The sequence below is a fragment of the Rhizobium sp. WW22 genome, from assembly GCF_047041135.1.
GTDB lineage: Bacteria > Pseudomonadota > Alphaproteobacteria > Rhizobiales > Rhizobiaceae > Rhizobium.
In genome coordinates this window covers 928696-945635 of the sequence record NZ_CP178198.1, presented here as the reverse complement: position 1 = coordinate 945635, position 16940 = coordinate 928696, and the positions used below count along the sequence as shown (strand labels likewise).

17 protein-coding genes and 1 tRNA gene are annotated in these 16940 nt (G+C 59.8%); 12 read left to right on the top strand and 6 right to left on the bottom strand.

The window, feature by feature from the left end:
• The first annotated feature begins 69 nt into the window (after positions 1–69).
• The gene (locus tag ACK83U_RS04770) at positions 70–1380 is read left to right on the top strand and encodes a DUF2778 domain-containing protein (RefSeq protein WP_112337562.1); all 1311 of its coding nucleotides are present in this window, start codon (positions 70–72) and stop codon (positions 1378–1380) included.
• A 23-nt stretch (positions 1381–1403) separates the two neighbouring features.
• Here ACK83U_RS04770 and ACK83U_RS04765 read toward each other — a convergent pair whose 3' ends face one another.
• Positions 1404–2507 carry a COX15/CtaA family protein gene (locus ACK83U_RS04765; protein ID WP_112607207.1) on the bottom strand — a complete coding sequence of 368 codons (1104 nt, stop codon included), beginning with the start codon at positions 2505–2507 and terminating at the stop codon, positions 1404–1406.
• Between the two features lie 112 nt (positions 2508–2619).
• On the opposite strand from ACK83U_RS04765, the gene ACK83U_RS04760 reads away from it, so the two are divergent.
• Positions 2620–2829: a DUF2842 domain-containing protein gene (locus tag ACK83U_RS04760; RefSeq protein ID WP_015339457.1), complete on the top strand. Its 210-nt coding sequence runs from the start codon at positions 2620–2622 to the stop codon at positions 2827–2829.
• A gap of 135 nt (positions 2830–2964) precedes the next feature.
• Positions 2965–4215 carry a GNAT family N-acetyltransferase gene (locus tag ACK83U_RS04755; RefSeq protein WP_112607209.1) on the top strand — a complete coding sequence of 417 codons (1251 nt, stop codon included), beginning with the start codon at positions 2965–2967 and terminating at the stop codon, positions 4213–4215.
• Here the strand turns inward: ACK83U_RS04755 and ACK83U_RS04750 are convergent, their stop codons facing one another.
• Positions 4216–6471 carry an exopolysaccharide transport family protein gene (locus ACK83U_RS04750; protein WP_112607211.1) on the bottom strand — a complete coding sequence of 752 codons (2256 nt, stop codon included), beginning with the start codon at positions 6469–6471 and terminating at the stop codon, positions 4216–4218.
• 192 nt (positions 6472–6663) lie between these two features.
• Here ACK83U_RS04750 and ACK83U_RS04745 point away from each other — a divergent pair, with 192 nt between their 5' ends.
• The 6 genes from ACK83U_RS04745 to ACK83U_RS04720 all read left to right on the top strand — a co-directional run bounded on the left by ACK83U_RS04745 (position 6664) and on the right by ACK83U_RS04720 (position 12873).
• Positions 6664–7239 carry a polysaccharide biosynthesis/export family protein gene (locus ACK83U_RS04745; protein WP_112337566.1) on the top strand — a complete coding sequence of 192 codons (576 nt, stop codon included), beginning with the start codon at positions 6664–6666 and terminating at the stop codon, positions 7237–7239.
• A 12-nt stretch (positions 7240–7251) separates the two neighbouring features.
• The gene (locus tag ACK83U_RS04740; protein ID WP_112410622.1) at positions 7252–8397 is read left to right on the top strand and encodes a glycosyltransferase family 4 protein; all 1146 of its coding nucleotides are present in this window, start codon (positions 7252–7254) and stop codon (positions 8395–8397) included.
• 76 nt (positions 8398–8473) lie between these two features.
• The gene (locus ACK83U_RS04735) at positions 8474–10030 is read left to right on the top strand and encodes an undecaprenyl-phosphate glucose phosphotransferase (RefSeq protein WP_112607213.1); all 1557 of its coding nucleotides are present in this window, start codon (positions 8474–8476) and stop codon (positions 10028–10030) included.
• Entirely contained in the window at positions 10027–11289 is a 1263-nt protein-coding gene (locus ACK83U_RS04730) for an O-antigen ligase family protein (RefSeq protein ID WP_412474797.1), read from the top strand. The genes ACK83U_RS04735 and ACK83U_RS04730 overlap by 4 nt, the downstream gene beginning before the upstream one ends.
• Complete coding sequence (locus tag ACK83U_RS04725) at positions 11286–12518, top strand: glycosyltransferase family 4 protein (RefSeq protein WP_112607217.1); 1233 nt, start codon at positions 11286–11288, stop codon at positions 12516–12518. The genes ACK83U_RS04730 and ACK83U_RS04725 overlap by 4 nt, the downstream gene beginning before the upstream one ends.
• Before the next feature lie 64 nt (positions 12519–12582).
• Positions 12583–12873: a helix-turn-helix domain-containing protein gene (locus tag ACK83U_RS04720; protein WP_015339449.1), complete on the top strand. Its 291-nt coding sequence runs from the start codon at positions 12583–12585 to the stop codon at positions 12871–12873.
• Positions 12874–12995: 122 nt separating this feature from the next.
• Here the strand turns inward: ACK83U_RS04720 and ACK83U_RS04715 are convergent, their stop codons facing one another.
• Positions 12996–14018, bottom strand: coding sequence for an alpha/beta hydrolase family esterase (locus ACK83U_RS04715; RefSeq protein WP_246698909.1), 1023 nt, complete (start codon positions 14016–14018; stop codon positions 12996–12998).
• Between the two features lie 222 nt (positions 14019–14240).
• Positions 14241–14453: a hypothetical protein gene (locus ACK83U_RS04710; RefSeq protein ID WP_015339447.1), complete on the bottom strand. Its 213-nt coding sequence runs from the start codon at positions 14451–14453 to the stop codon at positions 14241–14243.
• A gap of 240 nt (positions 14454–14693) precedes the next feature.
• Here ACK83U_RS04710 and ACK83U_RS04705 point away from each other — a divergent pair, with 240 nt between their 5' ends.
• Both ACK83U_RS04705 and ACK83U_RS04700 read left to right on the top strand, forming a co-directional pair.
• A complete protein-coding gene (locus ACK83U_RS04705; RefSeq protein ID WP_412474796.1) occupies positions 14694–15086 on the top strand; it encodes a hypothetical protein in 393 nt (130 codons plus the stop codon).
• A gap of 92 nt (positions 15087–15178) precedes the next feature.
• Positions 15179–15874, top strand: a complete 696-nt coding sequence (locus ACK83U_RS04700) for a thermonuclease family protein (protein WP_112607221.1) — start codon at positions 15179–15181, stop codon at positions 15872–15874.
• A 36-nt stretch (positions 15875–15910) separates the two neighbouring features.
• Here the strand turns inward: ACK83U_RS04700 and ACK83U_RS04695 are convergent.
• Together ACK83U_RS04695 and ACK83U_RS04690 are read right to left on the bottom strand one after the other, a co-directional pair.
• Positions 15911–15987, bottom strand: a tRNA-Pro gene (locus ACK83U_RS04695).
• An 86-nt stretch (positions 15988–16073) separates the two neighbouring features.
• Positions 16074–16481 (bottom strand): BA14K family protein, encoded by a 408-nt coding sequence (locus tag ACK83U_RS04690; protein ID WP_112607223.1) that lies wholly within the window; start codon positions 16479–16481, stop codon positions 16074–16076.
• A 175-nt stretch (positions 16482–16656) separates the two neighbouring features.
• Here ACK83U_RS04690 and ACK83U_RS04685 point away from each other — a divergent pair, with 175 nt between their 5' ends.
• Positions 16657–16914 (top strand): hypothetical protein, encoded by a 258-nt coding sequence (locus ACK83U_RS04685; RefSeq protein WP_112337853.1) that lies wholly within the window; start codon positions 16657–16659, stop codon positions 16912–16914.
• Positions 16915–16940 lie beyond the last annotated feature (26 nt).

The window sequence follows — 16940 nt, the reverse complement described above, 5'->3', positions numbered from 1 at the left end:
TTTTCGCGTTAGGGCACGTGTGCGTTCTTGAGCCGGTTCAGTGTCTGTGTAGGTTGGATAACGAGTATCATGGCGTTCGTGACCGAAACGTTCGGTAACTTCAATTCGCGCTCCGGCTACGCCTCGCGATCGAAAAAATCCCTCAGCATCCGTCCCGGCACCCTAGCCACCGGCGTCGCAGTCGCGGCGTTCGCCTGGGTCACTGCGACGCTGATGACGACGCAATCGATGGTGCTGTCGCTTCCCGGCGCGGCGACATCGACCGACAGCTTCCTGGCGCCGCGAGCATCGGCCTTCATCGTTCCGCAAAGCCACGTGGCCCACCCTGCCCGCTATGCAAGCCAGACCACTTCGCTGCATGGGCAAAGCCGCTTCGGCAACGTCGCGGCTGCAGAGGTTCAAACGAAAGCTGGCAGGACCGATGCGGTTCGTGCGCAACTCGCATACGCACTCGCACAGCAGACGTCGGATATGAAGCAGGCTCAGATTGCGGCCGCCAGCATCAAGAGCGGCCGTCTCGAAGTAGCCGCGGCTTCGCCTGAGACGATTGACCATCTGCGCAAGGTGATCGCGATCAATTTCGCAACCGCAGTGCAATCGCTGAGTCCGGCAAAATATGCAGCCGCCCTGATGCCGGCCGCAGGCCCGCTGAAAACCACAGAAGAGCCAGCGGCGGTTGCTTCCGCGGCTCCTGAGGTCAGCCTGCCCGCCATAGCGGAAGCAAAGCCGGTGCCTGCGAAAGACGCCGACATTGCAGTGGCGGAAGCCGTGCTGAACGTCATTCCCATGACGCGCCCGGCCCGCGAAACGCCCGTGCAACGGGCCAGCGCCACAAGCGCCATCGCCAGGGCAACGGGAAGCGAAACGACCGCACAGCCGCCATCACGCATGATGGCCTATGCCGATCCGGATGACAGTTCCGTTCGCAAGGCGAAGCCCTTCATTAATCCGTTTGCAGCCATCAGCCCCGGACCAGGCACGGCGATCTACGACATCGAGGCGAAGACTGTTTACCTGCCGAGCGGCGAGCGCCTCGAAGCCCATTCCGGCCTCGGCCACATGCGTGACAATCCCCGCTATGTCGATCGCAAAAACACCGGCCCGACGCCGCCGGAAACTTATAACCTGACCTACCGGGAAAGCCTGTTTCACGGCGTGCAGGCACTGCGCCTGACACCCTCAGGCGGCGCTCGCGTCTACGGCCGCGACGGCCTGCTGGCTCACACATACATGCTCAGAGGCGGCCGTGCCGAATCGAACGGCTGCGTGGTTTTCAAGGATTACAATCGCTTCCTCGCCGCCTTCCGGCGTGGCGAAATCAAGCGGCTGAAAGTCGTCTCGCGGATGTCTTCAGCAGCAAGTGTCGCTTCCGCACGCTAAAGGGATTTGAGGCGCAAAGCGCCTCAATCTCTCACGACGATCGATGTCTGGCGCGGCAGTTCACCATAGAAACCGCGCCAGTTGGCAATCGCGAAGCCGAAGACGATCAGGGCGCCGGCCTGATGCGCCAGGGCCAAATCCAACGGCACATGCAGCAGCAGCGTCGAAATGCCGAGGATCGCCTGGATCAGCACAAGCACGAAGAGAACGACGGACCGGCGCGCATGCGTCGTTTGCGCCGCGGCGCGCAGCGAGATGATCATATTGATGGCGACGATGGCGAAGAGCGCATAGGCACCGAGACGGTGAACGAACTGGACCATCTTCGGATTCTCGAAGAAATTGATCCAGCCCGGTGACTGTATGAAGAGATCGCTGGGCACGACGGCTCCATCCATCAGCGGCCAGGTATTGTAGCTGAGGCCTGCATCGAGACCGGCGACGAGCGCGCCAAGATAGATCTGAAACAAGGCCATGAAGGCGATCAAACCGGCGAGCTTTGCCGAATGGTGAGTTGGCGGCGGCTCGTTCGAATGCGGCGACAGGGCGCGCATGAACCACATGCAGGCGGCAAAGATCAGACAGGCAGTGACGAGATGGGTGGCAAGCCGGTACTGGCTGACGTCGGTGCGTGCTTCCAGCCCCGAGGAGACCATCCACCAGCCGATCGCACCTTGAAGGCCACCGAGCACGAAAATGCCGGCAAGCGGCAGCCAGAGCTTGCGCTCGACGCGGCCGGTCAGGACGAAGAACAGCAGCGGCAGGCCGAAGATGACGCCGATGGTGCGCGCCAGCAGGCGATGCGCCCACTCCCACCAAAAGATGCTCTTGAACTCCTCGACCGTCATATCCTTGTTCAGGATCTGGAATTGCGGAATACGCTTGTAGAGATCGAATTCGTCTTGCCATTCCTGCGCATTCAGCGGCGGGATGACACCGTGGATCGGCTGCCATTGCGTGATCGATAGGCCGGAATTGGTGAGGCGCGTCGCACCACCCACCAGCACGAGAGCAAAGAGAACCAGAAGCACGCAGGCGAGCCAGATGCGGATGGCGCGGCGATTGCGGTCCTGACGGGCCACTTCCTTCAAAATTGCCTGTTCGGTCGTGAAATTAGTGGCAGCCATGGCTTCTCCCTTCGATCAGGCTGTTGATTTGCCCGATAGGGGCGTGCAAAACAAGTCCCGGGAGTTTGCGGCATGCCGTCGCGGCATGCTGTCATAATGAGGAGAAAACCCCGTGCCCCTTCGCCTGCGCAAATTCATTGGCATGATCTTGCTCGTGCTGCTGGTTGCAATCTATGCGATCGTCGCCATGATCGTTGCAGTGCGAACGCTCGCAGATCAACCCGGCTGGGTACATTTCCTGTATTTCTTTCTCAGCGGCATCATCTGGGTGCTGCCGGCAATGGGCATCATCAAGTGGATGGCCGGGCCACGCCCGCAATAGCGCTCGCCCCGACGCGATTTACATTAGGCTAACCCTGATCCGTGCCTTATCCCGCGCGAATGTCCCATATTAAGCCAAAAATAAGCCGTTGCCCGCCAAACTGCGTCCGAATACCGCCGGAGCGGAGAAGATCGGATGCAGACCCAGACGCGAGATATCGCAAGCATCACCGCCGCAGCCGGTGAGCAGATTGCGTCGATCGGGATGGAGCCTGCCGCCGCCAATCAACTGCGGGTCGATATCTTCGACAGTATGGCACCGCTTGAAGCCGAATGGCGCGCGCTGGAACAGGACGACCTCAACTCGCTGCATCAGAGCTATGACTGGTGTGCAGCATGGACGGAGAACCTCAAACGCTCTCTCGCCATCGTCAGGGGCTCCATCGGAAGTCACGTCGCCTTCATCCTGCCGCTCGAGATCATCCGCAGTCACGGGATAAGACGAGCCGAGTTCATCGGAGGCCACCACAACAATATTAATACCGGTCTGTTTTCAGCCCGGCTCCTGGCGGACGGTCCACTGACCTCCGTTCAGGTGAACGCCATATCCGCGGCTTTGCGCGGCAAGGTGGACGTCGTCATCCTGCGCCATATCCCGCTCGAATGGCGGGGGCGCAAAAGCCCCCTCGCCTCGCTGACGACGATCGAAAACCAGAACCGTGCTTTTCAGCTGCCCTTCCTCGGCAGTTTCGAAGCGAGCCTGAAGCAGGTGAATGCCAAGCGCCGTCGCAAGAAGTTCAAGCATCAGAGCCGGCTTCTCGACGCAAGAGGCGGTTATGAATATCTGATTGCCGGTCCCGACCAGCAAGATGCGCTTCTCGATCTTTTCTTCCGACAGAAGGCGACCCGCTTCAAGGATGCCGGCTTGCCTGACGCGTTCAAGGATGCCCGGATCAAGGCTGCGCTGCACGCCATGTTACACCGACGCCACAGCGATGGCATCGGCGCGACACTTCAGATGCATGCGCTCCGGCTGAAAGGCGAGCATGAGGGCCATATTCCAGCCATCGCCGCCCTCTCCCGCAAGGGGGACCACGTCATCTGCCAGTTTGCTTCCATCGACGAGGCTGTGGTTGCTGACGCAAGCCCCGGCGAATTGCTGTTCTGGCTGATGATCGAGCGGCTGCATCGCGAAGGCGTCGCCCTCTTCGACTTCGGCATCGGCGACCAGACCTACAAGCGTTCCTGGTGCCCAATGGAAACTGTGCAGCATGATCTTTTCCTGCCGGTCTCAGGCGTGGGACGCCTTGCGGCAATGGCGAGCCGGAGCATGACGCGAACGAAAGTGGCGATCAAGTCCAATAGAAAGCTCTATTCCCTTATCCAGCGGCTGCGGGCGAGACATGCGGCTGGCGCGCCAGCGGCTGATGGCGGCGACACAGATTGATCAGGCGGCGTCCCGACGCGTATCCGGATCGTGCTCCTCGCGCCAGCCGGACATCAGGATGATGTGTTCGTAGCCGGCCTTTTGGAATTCCGTCATGGCTGCAATGAACTGGCTTTCATCCGGCTCCGGCATGGAGAGGACGATTTCCGTCTCCTTGCTGCGCGTCAGCCGCGCGACGCCGGAGACCTCGGCCGCCCCGCATTCCACCAGAACGATGTCATAGGCCGAGTTCAGGGCATCAAGGATCAGTGACAGGCGGTCGGCACCCCGCATGGCGCGCGCAAGATCGCTCATGCCCTGGGGCACGATATGGGCATCCGACAGGCGATCCGGATGGATCGTATCGCCAAAGGCCGCTTCGCTGCATAGCAGATCGGTTACACCGGGAAGTTCGTCGTGCTCGGCCATCAGCTTCGAGGGGCATCCTGTGCCGGTCATGTCGACCAGCACGATGCGGCAGCCTGCATCGGCGATGGTCCGCGCCAGCATCACGGTCGCTGTCGAACCATTGTCACCGGTCGGAGATATCGCGATAGCAAGTCGCGAGCCGCTGTCGATCAGATAGTCGGCGACGGATTGAATGGAGAAATCCTCCTCTTCCTCCGCTGCGTGAACAGCCTGCCTGGGTTCATGGTCCGGAGCGATTGCCGTACCCAAGGCAATTGCTGCCTCCGGAGCAACTGCGGTGTTCGCGACCTGAACCGGGATCTCTTCTGCTGGGACCGAGAGCATGCTTGTGGGCGCCTCGACACTGCTTGCTGGCGTGACTGGCCGAACCGGAGCCGGCGCGGGGACGGTTTGAGCACGCTTCGCTATCTCCAGCACGGCGGCATCTTCTTTGCGGGCAGAACCGACAGGCCGCAACGCGCGGCCGCTGAACAGCTCCGAAAGCATGATGACGATGGCCGTCAGGAGAAAGGTGGCAAGAGTTGCGACGACGACGATCGGGCCGACCTTCGGGAAAGAGGGATCGACCGGCTCAACCGCCGTGGAAACGATGCGCGCATCTGCAGGGCTGGAATTCTTGTCGACGCGAGAGGCCGCCTCGCGATAACGGGCGAGATAGGTCTCGAGCAATTGCCGCTCGGCCGTAGCTTCACGTTCCAGGGCGTTGAGGCCGACTTCGTCCTCCCCTGCCCGGGCGCTGTCGGCCTTCAGCGTGTTGGATTGGGCGAGGAGCTGCTGCTCGCGCAGTTGCGCCACCTTCGCTTCATTCTCGATGCTTGCCAGAATCCTCTGCGTCTCGCGCTCGATCTGCTGACGGATATCGGCGAGCTGCGCCCGCAGGCTCTTCAGTCGCGGATGTCCATCCATTAGCGTCGTGGAGAGATCGGAGATCTGCGACTCCAGATTCGACTGGGTCGCCTTCAGCCGCTGAATTGCCTGCGATCCCGCGACATCGGCAAGCGTATCCGTGGAGCGGCCACTGGACAGCGCACTGCGCACCGCCTGCGCCCTCGCCTCAGCATTGGCCCTGTCGCCGCGCACCTGCGCCAGCTGCGTCGAAATATCTGCAAGCTGCTGCGTGGCGAAATTGCTGTTCTGGCTGGTCTGCAAAAGCCCGTTGGCGGAACGATAATCGGCAACCTTCTTTTCGGCCTCGCTGACCTTGTCGCGCAGCTTGGCGATCTCCGGCTCCAGCCAGCGGGTCGCCTCGCTGTTGGAATCGAGCTTGGCTCCGCTCTGCATCAACAGATAGACCTGCGCCATGGCATTCGGCACGCTGGCGGCAAGATCCGGATTTCGGGACGTGAAGCTGATGCCGATCACGCGCGAGCTGTTGATCTGATAGACCTGCAGGCGACTGTTGAAGGCATCCAGCATTCGTTCTTCCGGTGCCTTATCTGCCGCCGGCTGTCTCAGATGCAGCTTGATCAGGATATCCGAGATCGCGGAACTATTGTTGCCGGCGGCGAATTCCGGCCGATCGTAGAGCTTGAGATTGGTGATGACCTGTTTCACCAGATCTGCCGACTGCAGGATCTGCACCTGGCTGGCAATGTTCAGCTCGTCCAGCAGAGGTCCAGCACCGGCATCATTGCCAGACGTCGTCGTTGCGAAGGCCGGCGCACGCTGCTCGATGAGGATGCGGGCTTCGCTGCGATATTCCGGCGCCATGACCTTGGCAATCGCAAATGCCGCGCACGCGCCGGCCAGCGTGATGGCGATGACACGCACCCGCCGCTGCCACACAGCGCGAAAGAGCTGAGCGAGATCGATGTCCACATCCTGCTGGGTGCTGTTGACACCGGACATATGCAAAACTCCGTAATAGAAAGCCGGAATTAATCGTAAACGACTATAGTAACCCAAGCGTTAATAGTATTTCGCCAGCATTATTTTTGATGTCGCTAATTTTTTCCCGGATTTTCATTTGCTCTTTACCGACCGTTAACCCTAACGGATCGATAACGACAGCAGTGTCCTTCCCTTTTTAATGAGCGCGAAATGCCCTTCGCAAAGCCAAAGATTGTCCTTGCACTCGGCATGGCTGCCGTGAGCGCCGCGCTCACCGGCTGCAACACCTATCAACCGGCTCCCAAGGCCTTCAATGAGGCCACGATCCAGCCCTATACCCTTGATAGCGGCGACCGGTTGCGGGTGACCGTGTTCGACCAAGCCGGCTTGACCAACACCTATACTGTCGATCAGGCCGGCTATATCGCCTTCCCGCTGATCGGCCAGGTCGCTGCCCGCGGTCGCACGCTGCAGCAGCTCTCCGGCCAGATCGCGCAGAAACTTCGCCAGGGGTATATTCGCGATCCCGACGTCACCATCGACATCGACCGCTATCGCTCCGTCTACATCATGGGCGAAGTCGGCCAGCCGGGCCAATATTCCTATGTGCCGGGCATGACCATCCAGAATGCCATCGCGGTCGCAGGCGGGTTCACCAGCCGGGCCAACCAATCCAACGCGGATGTCACCCGCAAGATCAACGGTCATGTCATGACTGGACGGGTCGGCATTTCCGATCCGGTGCTAGCGGGCGACACCATCTATGTCAGAGAGCGGTTGTTCTAACCGCGACCGCTCATGACCCGACCGCTTCGAATCCTTCATTGCTTTAGGTCGCCGGTCGGCGGGGTCTTCCGCCATGTCCGGGATCTGGCGGAGGAACAGAGCAAGGCGGGGCATGAGGTTGGCATACTTTGCGACAGCCTGACGGGCGGTGAGCATGAGGATCGCCTGTTCGACGACATAGCACCCTTCCTCGCTCTCGGCATCGTTCGCCTGCCGATCCGGCGGCAAATTACCCTTACGGATGCCACGACACTTTGGAGCAGCTACAAGGAAATCAAGAGTTTGCGGCCAGATGTGCTGCACGGGCACGGCGCCAAGGGCGGCCTGCTTGCGCGCGTTCTCGGCTCGATCCTGCGGGTCAACAGGTATCGCGTAGCCCGCCTTTACACCGCGCATGGCGGAAGCCTGCATTTTCCCCGTCGCTCCTTCCAGGGCGTACTTGTCCATAGTCTGGAACGGATGCTGGAATTTTTGACCGACGGGCTGATCTTCATTTGCGATTTTGAACGCCGCACCTATGAAGCAAAGATCGGCAAACCGCGCACCCGCTCGGTTATGATCTATAACGGCATCAGCGAAAGAGATTTCCGCATCATACCGACACGATCGGACTCCGTGCACTTCGTCTATATCGGCATGCTGCGGGACCTCAAAGGTCCCGATCTGTTCGTTGACGCCTTTGCGAAAACGGAACGGCGGATCGGCAGGCCGCTTTCCGCTCTGATGATCGGCGACGGGCCGGACAGAGACAAATATCACCGGATGATGGTCGAGCGGGGGCTTGGTCACCGGATTGGAATGCTGCCGGCCATGCGCGTGCAGGAAGCCTTTGCGGTGTCCCAGAATGTCGTGGTTCCCTCGCGCGCCGAAGCCATGCCTTATATCGTTCTGGAAGCACTCGCAGCCGGGAAGACCGTGATTGCTTCGCGGGTCGGCGGCGTTGCGGAAGCGCTTGGCGATAACAGTCCCGCACTCGCCAAACCGGAAGATGCCGACGACCTCTCACGCATCATGGCTGAAGCGATCACAGAACCGCTATGGGGCGCTCGCAACATGCCCGATATCGGGACGATCCGATCGATTTTTTCCGCCTCAGCCATGGCACGGGATACTTTGCACCTGTATCAAAATATACTTGGCCTGGATAGCGACGGTTAGAATACAGCTAAGTGTTGTAAGTGTTTCTTAGCTGATATCTGGTAGGCCTTGTCCGATAACGATCGGATAGGCTGTCATGAACACTACCGAAAAGTCCGAGCAGCTCAACTTGGACAATCTTCGCAAGCAGGTTTCGGAAATCCGCACGCGCGGTGCCGGCGAAACGCCGGGCGATCGTCCCGGCGGAATGAATATCTATGCGCGCCAAATCGCCGAACAGTTTCGCGAAACCAACCAGTCCCCGTCCATCATCGTCGGACAATACCGGTTGTTCGAATTTCTATCGCTACTCGCATTCGGGCTTGCAATTCTCCTTTTCGGCACATCGGGCAATCATCCCTTCCTGTCGAAGGGCGTGGTGACGCTCGCACTCTGCGGCCTCGCCATTGCCTTCCTGCAGATTGCGGATGCCTATCAGATCCCGGTTCTGCGCTCGCCTCACCATTATCTGCACAGGATTCTCGGGGCTTGGGCGGCGGCGTTTGCGGTCATGGTCATCGCCCTGATCCCATTCGACATCAATAATATCTATTCTCTCCCCCTCCTCGGTCTGTGGTTCGCAGCCGGCGCAGGCTTCCTTCTCGTGGCACGCCTGCTCTTCGCTTATGGCATTCGCCACTGGGCCCGCAACGGCGTCATGGAGCGGCGCGCCGTCATCGTCGGCGGCGGCGAACCGGCAAAGGAACTCATTCGCGCCCTCGAACATCAGCCGGACAACGATATCCGTATCTGCGGCATCTTCGACGATCGTGGCGAAAAGCGTTCTCCCATTATGGTGGCCGGCTATCCAAAACTCGGCACGGTAGCGGAATTGGTCGAGTTCGCGCGGCTCGTGCGCATCGACATGCTGATCATCGCGCTGCCAATCAGCGCCGAAGACCGCATTCTGCAATTGCTGAAAATGCTTTGGGTGCTGCCCGTCGACATCAGACTGGCGGCGCATGCCAACAAGCTGCGCTTCCGCCCCCGCGCCTATTCGCATGTCGGCGCCGTGCCGATGCTCGACATCTTCAACAAGCCGATCCGGGACTGGGATGGCGTTGCCAAGCGCATCTTCGACATCTTCTTCAGCGTGGTCGCGCTCGCCCTTGTCTGGCCGATCATGCTGGGGGCTGCGATTGCCGTGAAGGCGACCTCGAGGGGACCGGTGTTCTTCATGCAGAAGCGCCACGGGTTCAACAACGAGATCATCAACGTGTTCAAGTTCCGCTCGATGTACACGCATATGAGCGATCCGTCGGCTCGAAATGCCGTGACCAAGAACGACCCGCGCGTGACCCCCGTCGGCCGCTTCATCCGCAAGACGTCGATCGACGAGTTGCCGCAGCTCTTCAATGTGCTGCTCGGAAGCCTCTCGCTCGTCGGCCCGCGGCCGCATGCCGTGCTTGCCGCCAGCCATAACCGCACCTATGCCGACGTGGTCGAAGGTTACTTCGCGCGCCATCGCGTAAAGCCGGGCGTGACCGGCTGGGCGCAGATCAACGGCTGGCGTGGCGAGATCGACAGCGACGACAAGATCAAGTTCCGCACGGCCTACGACCTCTATTATATCGAGAACTGGTCGCTGCTGTTCGATCTGAAAATCCTGTTCCTGACGCCATTCCGTCTGCTCAATACGGAAAATGCATATTGAGCGCGATCGACCTGCCATCACCCCGCGTCGCGCAGCCGCAGCTTGTTGCATTGCGACTGATCGGTACAGCGAGCGTTGCTGTGGGCGTATTCCTGTCGGGCTTCGTCATCGCGGAGCCCGCGCCCTACGAGTTGTGGCTCGCCTTTTTGATCGGCACATGGTTCATTCTCGGGCTGAAAATCTCGCGCAGCGTCGCGCCGCTTCTGGCCTTGTTCCTGACGTTCAATGTCGGCGGGATGCTCTCGATCACGCAGATGCATGACCTCGCCGCCGGTAACCATCTCGGTGGCCCCATCTACATTGCCGTTTCCACCTTCCTTGCGTTGAGCTCAATCTTCTACGCGGCCATCATCGAAGATAGCGAACGACGGCTGAAGCTGATTTTCAATACGTGGGTGGTGGCGGCGCTGATCACTGCCAGCCTCGGTATCCTCGGCTATTTTCATGCCGTTCCGGGCTTCGACATCTTCACCCTCTATGATCGTGCCAAGGGCGCCTTCCAGGATCCGAATGTCTTCGGGCCCTATCTGGCAGCACCTGGTCTCTATCTGGTCCACGGCCTTTTGGTCGGCGATTTGAAAAAGGCTCCCATCAAGGCGGCATGCCTTCTCGTCCTGGCCTTCGGCATCTTCCTGTCCTTTTCGCGTGCAGCCTGGGCTCTGTTTGCCTTCTCCTCGGCGATGCTGATCTTCTGCATGCTGTTAAAGCACCGCAGCAACAAGTTCCGGCTGCGCATCCTCGTGATGTCGCTGACGGCGATCATCCTCATGGTCGTCCTGCTCGTCATTGCGCTGCAGTTTCCGCAGGTCAGCGACCTGTTTTCCACGCGCCTGCAGCTGGTGCAGGAATATGACGGCGGACATCTCGGCCGCTTCGAGCGCCATAGTCTCGGCTTCTCTCTGTCGATGGAACGGCCGTTCGGCATAGGGCCGCTGGTTTTCGGCCAGATGTTCGAAGAAGACGAGCACAATACTTGGCTGAAGACGCTGACGACCTATGGCTGGCTCGGCTTCTTCTGCTGGGTCAGCATGATCTGCTGGACCATCTATATCGGCTTCCGCAACCTACTGAGGGAACGTCCCTGGCAGCCCTACCTGATGATCGCCTGGATCGTCATTCTCGGCCATGTCGGCATCGGCAACGTCATCGATACCGACCATTGGCGCCATCTTTACATGCTGATCGGCATCGTCTGGGGCTGCGGCGCCCTGGAACAGACATATCAGCGTGACTTGAGCAGAAGGGAAGCTGCGCGGTGAACATTCGCACCAACGTCAAACGCCTGTCGTTGCTGCAGGTTCTCGAACCGAGCGGCGGCGGCTCCGGGCGACATTTTCTCGATCTGTGCCGGGCCATGCAGCATCGCGGCCACTTCGTGACCGCCATCTATTCCCCGGTGCGTGCCGAGCCCGCCTTCGTCGCTGAGCTGGAAAATATGGGCCTGGACAATGTCATTCCGCTTGCCATGCGGCGCGCTCCCGGCCCCTGGGACCTGACGGCATGGTGGCAGCTCCGCAAGCTCGCCGCGATTCACGGGCCGTTCGATCTGATCCACGGTCACAGCTCCAAGGCTGGCGCTCTCACGCGCTTGCGGCTGCCGGGGCGGCATGTGCCTGTTCTTTACACACCGCATGCCTTTCGCACCATGGACCCGACGCTGGGTTCGAAAGGCCGCCTGATCTATGGCGGCATCGAGCGTCTTCTCGGGACTTTTTTGACGGATCGGCTGATCTGCGTTTCCCAGGACGAATATGATCATGCCCTGTCGCTCGGCATCCCGGAAAAACGACTGCGCGTCGTCGTCAACGGCGTAAACGCGCGGCCCATCAGCCAGCGGACCGCCATCCGCAGACGCTATGGCATTCCACAGGACGCCCTGCTCTTCGGCTTTGTCGGACGGATGACGCGACAGAAGGCGCCGGAGCGCCTGGTCGAAGCTTTTGCGCGGATAGCACCCCACTTACCGCAAGCGCATCTGCTTATGATCGGGATCGGCGAGCTCGCCGATACAACAAGAGAGATGATCAGGGCAGCCGGGCTTGAAGATCGTGCCCGCATCGATGGCAGCGTACGTGGTGTAACCGCCATAGACGCCGTCGATGTCGTCGTCATGCCCAGCCGCTATGAAGCTATGTCCTATGTGATGCTGGAAGCGGCTGCCGCAGGCAAGCCGCTGCTGCTCGCCAATGTCGGGGGCGCGCGCACGGTGCTGGAACACGGCAGAAACGGGTATATCGTGCCAAACAGCGATGATCCTGAAGCATTGGCGGCCGCGATGGCGAGGCTTGCTGACCCGGCACGGCTTGCAAGTTTTACCGCTGAAGCCCGTCGCCGCAAGGATGGCTATACGCTTGCCGGCATGGCCCATGCGACCGAGAAGATCTATTACGACCTGCTCGGTCAACCCTTCCCCGCCCCGCTGGAACTGGCAAGTTCCCACTTTAGCGATGCAATCAAAGGCCGGAAGAAAAGCGCGTCGGCCCTCTAAACTCGCATCGGATTTTCGTGCGAAATCGGTTCCGCTTTTCGAGCCGATGCGATAGACTTAACTCATGATTACTTCAGCACAATTGCGCGGCGCGCGCGCCATGCTCGGACTGACGGTGGAGACGCTTGCCAGTGAGAGCAAACTACCGGCTTCGACGATCGAAGCCTTGGAAACAGAGGGCAGTTCGGCGGACATGAGAGCGCTTGCGGCAATCCGCTCCGTCCTCGAGAACCATGGCGTGATTTTCCTCGCTGGTGGCAGCGACGGCCCGGGCGGCCCCGGCATTCGCTTCAAGCACTGGTCCGACGATGATGGCATTCGGCCTGAGAACCTGAATGCCACCAATGACGATTGAGGGCTGAGGCAGGTTGCGACCTCCAGAGCGGATCAGCTTTTTGCGCAGGCTCCGAACCGCTTGACCTCTTTGTTTCTAGCAATTCCGGACGTAAGACAGCTGCACGATTTCGCTTATCTGCCTCAGGCTCCAAGCTTCCAGCTTTTGACAAGCTCTTCAGGCGCCGACAGCGCAGCCGGCAAGATGTAGCGTTCAGTATCGTTGGCCGGTTCCCAACCTTCAACGATCGAGCCGACGGGCAGGCCATGCCCGAGGTCGGTCAGCGTCACCAGTTCCAAAATCAGATGACCGTAGTCGTCGCGCCACTCGCGCCGTTCGCCGCCCTCGAAGAGACGCAGTCGACCCTTGGTGCGCGGCCGCTCGCGTGCGGCAAGCCATTGCGCAACGGAGGCCTCCGCATTGGCAAAGGATACTACCTCGTCGGCGTCGCCATGCCAGATGGAAACCACCGGAAAGCGAGCGGCATCGGGCGACACTTCGCTCACAAGCTCGCCCCACTTTTCGGCCGGGCGGCTTGAGCCGCGCTTCATAACGTCGAGCGCCGACATGGCGTCCCGGGCAGCGCCGAAAGGCAGACCGCCGATGATGGCACCCGCGGCAAACAGCTCCGGATAGGTCGCGAGCAATGCGGCGGCCATAGCACCCCCAGCCGAGAGGCCCATGACGAAAACCCTGCTGTCGTCGATCGCATGCAGACGGCGGCTGAAATCGATCATTTCTTTGATAGAGCCAAGTTCACCGCGATCGCGCGTGACCAGGCTCGGGCGAAACCAGTTGAAACAGAGATTGGGATTGTTCGAAGCCTTTTGCTCTGCAAAAAGCACCGCAAACCCATGCTGGCGGGCAAGTGCCGTCCAGCCGCTCGCGCGATCGAAATCCTCTGCATTCTGATGGCAGCCGTGGAGAACGACAACGAGCGGCATCGGCCCCTTCACACCAGGCGGCACATATTCGAGCATGCGCAGATTGCCGGGATTGCGGCCGAACCACAGAACTTCGGTCAGCCGCTGGGCGGAAGGACGTGTGGAAACACGACGGCGTGCCGGCTGAGATTGCGGCTGCGTCATCGGAAACTGGAGCCGCGGCAGCTCAGCGGAATCGACAAGCAAGCGGCGAAGCCGGCTTGGAACTTTAAAATTCATCATGGACCTTTCCATCCACGTCAGCCGCGATCGGTATTATCCCGCTGCTGGCTGACGCGCACTGTTCCTTTCGAGAATCAGTGATATCGAGAAATCGAATCTCTTTGTGCAATGCAGCAAATATAAGGAACCTTGTCCGCTTAGAACAGGCACAATGCATCATTGCAGCTATGTGAAATCAGCTTAAATCGATTAGATTTTCGGCCACAAAAAACCGCAGCTGTGTCAGAAATAAGCCCGCGCAAGGGCGAGCAGCTTTGCGTCATCCTTCACGCCCTGGCGATAGAGCTGGATGATCAGCGCGCCGAGGCGCTCTGCCTCAAGGCTGCGAGGGTTCATGCCACGATCCTTGCAGACGGTGTCCAGTACCTTCTCGAGACGGTCCAAATCGTCTGAAAACAGCGGCAGATCTCGTGGATGTATAGGTGTGTCCAGCATTTGCGCGTCTCGTTGTCCGTTCGGGCAAAAGCACGCACTACTTCGCCGGCACCCGTTTCACTTCCGACGATAAGGCTGGACTATGCGCCTTGCGTATTGGGTTGGCAAGGAAGCATTTCGGCGCGAAGTATTTCTGATTCGCAAATTTTACGGAAAGTCAAGCGAAGGTACAATTTTAAGTTATGGCATCACCGAGCCTTTATCTGCTTATGCGATAAGCGGAAAAACGGAGACACAATGATGACCAAATTTCTGATTCGGACCGCTCTCGGCGTGACGCTGGCAACGATGGCCCTGCCCGCCGTCGCACAAAACTTCTCAAACCTTCCCCTACGCAATCCTCGCCAGCCGCCCGAAGGATATATTTCCGTTCAATCCGGAATATCGATTTCCTATCCGGTGGCGGATGGAGACAGCGAGGAGCAGCAGGAGAAGGCCTTGAAATCCTTCTACAAGATTGCGGCCGGCAGCTGCGCCACCCTGCTCGACACCATTGCGGATGCCTGCGAGATCAGTGCTCTGTCGAGCAATAGCGCGGTCAACAATCTCGACAATCGCGGCACGAGACTTTCCATCAATGGACAGGTGACGATGCCGGTGAAACTGAAGGCGCCGACAGCGGCCGCGAAGTAGCCTTGCCCATCGCAGTTCATGATCTCCGCCAAAGCCAACGGATCGGTAAGAAATGGCGGCGATAATCCCCCTCACAATTGAGGGACGATACCATGGCGAAAGCGAAACGACGCACGCGGCGCAAGCCGCAGTCCAAGGCGGGCAATTCGATGTGGCTATGGGGCGTTGTCGGCCTGGCAACGGTAGCCGGCCTCTACGCCTATGAGCATCGCAAGGATATGCCGTCGATGCTGGCGCATGCCGGAGCAGTTGCCGGCATGCCTCATATGGCTAAGGACGCGCCGGTGCCGGCTGCGAAGCCGCAGATAAAGACGGCGGCGATCACACCCGAGCCTCGAGCCGAATCTTCCCTGCCAGTGCCGCCCGCCGCCATTCCGGTGGCGATGCCGGTCAACAAGATACCGGTCGAACGGCCCATGCCCAGCTTGCGAGCCCAGTCCGGCGGCCGCTTCGTGCTTTGCGGCGCCGGCTCCGGGACCAATTGCGTCGTTGACGGCAATACTTTCTGGCAGGACGGCATCAGAATCCAGCTGGCCGATATCGACGTCCCGGACGCCGGTACCGCGCGCTGCCCCAGCGAAAAGCAGCGAGGCGTGGCCGCAAAGCTTCGCCTGCAGGCCATTCTCAACGATGGAAACTTCGTGCTTTCCGGCAGCAACCGCCGCGACGACCCGAATGGCGGCAAGCTGCGCATTGCCATGCGCGCGGGGCGCTCGCTCGGGGACCAGATGGTGTCGGAAGGCCTCGCACGCCGCTGGACCGGCCAGGCGACATCCTGGTGTAGCTGATTTTCAAAAATTCGATTGGGAGTTCAAGGAGATAAATGGTCGGGGCGACTGGACTCGAACCAGCGACCCCTTGACCCCCAGTCAAGTGCGCTACCGGGCTGCGCTACGCCCCGACCTGCCGAAACGGCTTGTTTCGTTTAGAGTTTAGCGTTTCCCGACGCAAGCGAAAAGTAGCGGCCTGCTCAGAAAAAGTTGCCGTTCAGCGACACAGCTGCCTCGGTCCATGGCTCGGCTGATAAGTGTTATCCGAGGGGCGATACGAGCGGTAGCGGCTTGCGCAGTCACGCGCATGGCTTCCGTAATAGCTCTGCGAGCGCTCGCTGTTAAACAGAGTGCCGGTCACGAAAGATTTGAAAAGCACGCCGCTGTCCGAATCGTCGTCATAATAGCTGTCCGAGCCGTGCAGCCGGTGGCCGCTGCGCCAACGATTATGGTGGTGATGATGCCCATGACCGTGGCCGTGATCGCGAATCTGGATGATCTCAGGCTGTTCGGTTGCAGGGACGGTTAGGGCCGGCATAGTGATGGCATTCGCCGGCATGACGGCGCCGGCCGCCAGTAAAAGACCAAAGCCAGCGGCAGTTATCGATCTGGCAATCGTAAACATATGCGACTCCTTCGAAATTCGGCGGCGCTGCGAAGTAAATCTGCATGCAAACCTTGCTGCCGAGCACGCCGTCATTATGTCTATATAGTGATTTGAAGCCACACTCATAGATGCCCTTCCGCCTTTGTTGCGCGACAGATTGCGCAAGGTGGGAAGTGCGCGGAAAGTCAAGGCAATGAAGCCCCTCTTAGCTCTCATCATATGCGCACCGCTGCTTGCCGCGTGCAACACAACGGACACGGTGCAGCCCATTCCAGGCAGCATCACCTACGGCGGCCAACCGCATATGAAGCTGACACTTTCACCCCCTGGCTCGCAATTCCAGCACCATTTCACCAACCAGTGGGGCCAGGATGTGCTCGAAACCTACATCGTCCAGCCGGACCGAAGCGTGAAGCTCGTCAACCGCCAGGAAATGAGCCCGCCAGACTAACCGCCCGCTGTGACCCGGACGTGAAA

What these genes read in the sequence shown, in the direction of transcription:
- ACK83U_RS04700 (WP_112607221.1), top strand. Translation starts at nt 15,179, where the DNA reads ATGGCGAAAGCGAAACGACGCACGCGGCGCAAGCCGCAGTCCAAGGCG.
- ACK83U_RS04685 (WP_112337853.1), top strand. Translation starts at nt 16,657, where the DNA reads ATGAAGCCCCTCTTAGCTCTCATCATATGCGCACCGCTGCTTGCCGCG.
- ACK83U_RS04720 (WP_015339449.1), top strand. Translation starts at nt 12,583, where the DNA reads ATGATTACTTCAGCACAATTGCGCGGCGCGCGCGCCATGCTCGGACTG.
- ACK83U_RS04735 (WP_112607213.1), top strand. Translation starts at nt 8,474, where the DNA reads ATGAACACTACCGAAAAGTCCGAGCAGCTCAACTTGGACAATCTTCGC.
- ACK83U_RS04750 (WP_112607211.1), bottom strand. Translation starts at nt 6,471, where the DNA reads ATGTCCGGTGTCAACAGCACCCAGCAGGATGTGGACATCGATCTCGCT.
- ACK83U_RS04740 (WP_112410622.1), top strand. Translation starts at nt 7,252, where the DNA reads ATGACCCGACCGCTTCGAATCCTTCATTGCTTTAGGTCGCCGGTCGGC.
- ACK83U_RS04690 (WP_112607223.1), bottom strand. Translation starts at nt 16,481, where the DNA reads ATGTTTACGATTGCCAGATCGATAACTGCCGCTGGCTTTGGTCTTTTA.
- ACK83U_RS04705 (WP_412474796.1), top strand. Translation starts at nt 14,694, where the DNA reads ATGACCAAATTTCTGATTCGGACCGCTCTCGGCGTGACGCTGGCAACG.
- ACK83U_RS04710 (WP_015339447.1), bottom strand. Translation starts at nt 14,453, where the DNA reads ATGCTGGACACACCTATACATCCACGAGATCTGCCGCTGTTTTCAGAC.
- ACK83U_RS04770 (WP_112337562.1), top strand. Translation starts at nt 70, where the DNA reads ATGGCGTTCGTGACCGAAACGTTCGGTAACTTCAATTCGCGCTCCGGC.
- ACK83U_RS04715 (WP_246698909.1), bottom strand. Translation starts at nt 14,018, where the DNA reads ATGATGAATTTTAAAGTTCCAAGCCGGCTTCGCCGCTTGCTTGTCGAT.
- ACK83U_RS04755 (WP_112607209.1), top strand. Translation starts at nt 2,965, where the DNA reads ATGCAGACCCAGACGCGAGATATCGCAAGCATCACCGCCGCAGCCGGT.
- ACK83U_RS04765 (WP_112607207.1), bottom strand. Translation starts at nt 2,507, where the DNA reads ATGGCTGCCACTAATTTCACGACCGAACAGGCAATTTTGAAGGAAGTG.
- ACK83U_RS04745 (WP_112337566.1), top strand. Translation starts at nt 6,664, where the DNA reads ATGCCCTTCGCAAAGCCAAAGATTGTCCTTGCACTCGGCATGGCTGCC.